This is a genomic window from Polaromonas sp. P3_C2, assembly GCF_056402675.1.
In genome coordinates, this window is sequence record NZ_JBFUGX010000868.1 from 1 (window position 1) to 1,480 (window position 1,480).

Annotated in this window: 2 protein-coding genes; one reads left to right on the forward strand and one right to left on the reverse strand. The window is 61.8% G+C overall.

All coding sequences use genetic code 11. The annotated features are described in order from the left end of the window. Positions 1-173 precede the first annotated feature (173 nt). Positions 174-650 (forward strand): AraC family transcriptional regulator, encoded by a 477-nt coding sequence (locus tag AC1DWI_RS22870; RefSeq protein WP_477699656.1) that lies wholly within the window; start codon positions 174-176, stop codon positions 648-650. Here the strand turns inward: AC1DWI_RS22870 and AC1DWI_RS22875 are convergent. Further along, on the reverse strand, positions 645-1,480 hold an 836-nt coding region (locus AC1DWI_RS22875; protein ID WP_477725875.1), incomplete at its 5' end, for an alkaline phosphatase family protein. The genes AC1DWI_RS22870 and AC1DWI_RS22875 overlap by 6 nt on opposite strands.

The window sequence follows — 1,480 nt, forward strand, 5'->3', positions numbered from 1 at the left end:
CGCCTACGGCCTGGCGGCGTGGCGACTGGCGTGAGTGGGCAACGCGCCACGTGCTTGAACATGGCAAGAATCATCAAGCCCATCACAAGCCGAATCAAGACTCCATCATGGCGCTGTTTAAAGATAGAACCCTCTGGCCCGTGGGGCCGGTTTTATCTGAAAGAGGCTTGAACATGCACATTGAACTGAAGACCATTCCTGCCATGCGCCTGGCTTACATGCGCAATACCGGCCCTTATGGCGACCAGGTGGCGCAGCTATGGCAACGCTTTGTCGCCTGGTGCGGCCAGCACGGCCACATGAGCCCGCGCCCCAGGATGTACGGCATCAGCCAGGACAACCCCGAGATCACGCCGGCCGACAAATGCCGCTACGACGCCTGCATTGAAGTGAACGAGGCCTTCAAACCGCAAGGCGAGACAGGCGTGCAGAACTTTGGCGGCGGGCGCTACGCCTGCGGCCGTTTTACCGGCAAGCCGGGCAATGAAGTGCACGAAGCCTGGACGCACATGTTTGCCGAGTGGCTTCCGCAAAGCGGCTACCAGCCGGAGAACAAGCCGGCGCTGGAGCTGTATGAAGAAGACTTTGTAATGGATCCGAAGACCGGCACCTTCAGTTGCTGGCTGTGTGTACCGGTCAAGGCGCTATAGCCCCTGTAGAGGCAACAGCTTGCCTTCGGCCGCGGAAGGCGGCGCAATGCGCAGCAGGCGTGACAGCGTGGGCGCGATGTCCACCACTTCCACGCGCGCATCGAYGCGGCCGGGCTTTATCCAGGCGGGGCCGTACATCAGGATGGGCACTTGCGTGTCATACGGATGCGGAGAACCGTGGGTGGCGACCGTGTTGCCGAACATCCAGCCGGGCTTGAGTGAATACTGCACGTCGCCCGATACATCGGCGTGCCAGGATTTTCGGATCTGGTCGAAAAATGGCGCACCGGCACGGCTTGCGCTTGCCAGTTCGCGGCGGGTATAGGCCGCAGCAAAGCCGGGCTCTGCCAGCAGCAGGGTGCGGGCTTCTTCTGCCAGGGCATTCGGGTCTGCCTGCTTTTGCGCGATGAGTTTTTTGTCGAACAGCAAGCTGGAGCCGGAGAACCCTGCTGTCCATTTGCCTTCGCCAAAGCGTTTTTCCAGGCCGGTGTTGACGCGCCACAGCACCTGGCTGCTGTTGACGCGACCGGCCTCACGGCCCTGGCTGGCGAGGTAGTCAGGTGACGGCATAAAGCCGTGGTCGGCCGTCAGCATGACGAGGTAGTTGTCTTTGCCGACGCGGGCATCCAGGTCCTGGAAGAAGGCCTGCAGCATGCGGTCGAGTTGCAGCAGGTGGTCGTGTGACAGACGCGACTCGGCGCTGTAGGCGTGGTTGACATAGTCGTGGCCCGACAGGCTGACCGACAGGATGTCGGGAATGTCGTCCTGCCCCAGCTGCTCGCCGGCAATGGCCGCGCGGGCAAACTCCAGCGACATGGCATCGACAAAAG

What these genes read in the sequence shown, in the direction of transcription:
- AC1DWI_RS22870 (WP_477699656.1), top strand. Translation starts at nt 174, where the DNA reads ATGCACATTGAACTGAAGACCATTCCTGCCATGCGCCTGGCTTACATG.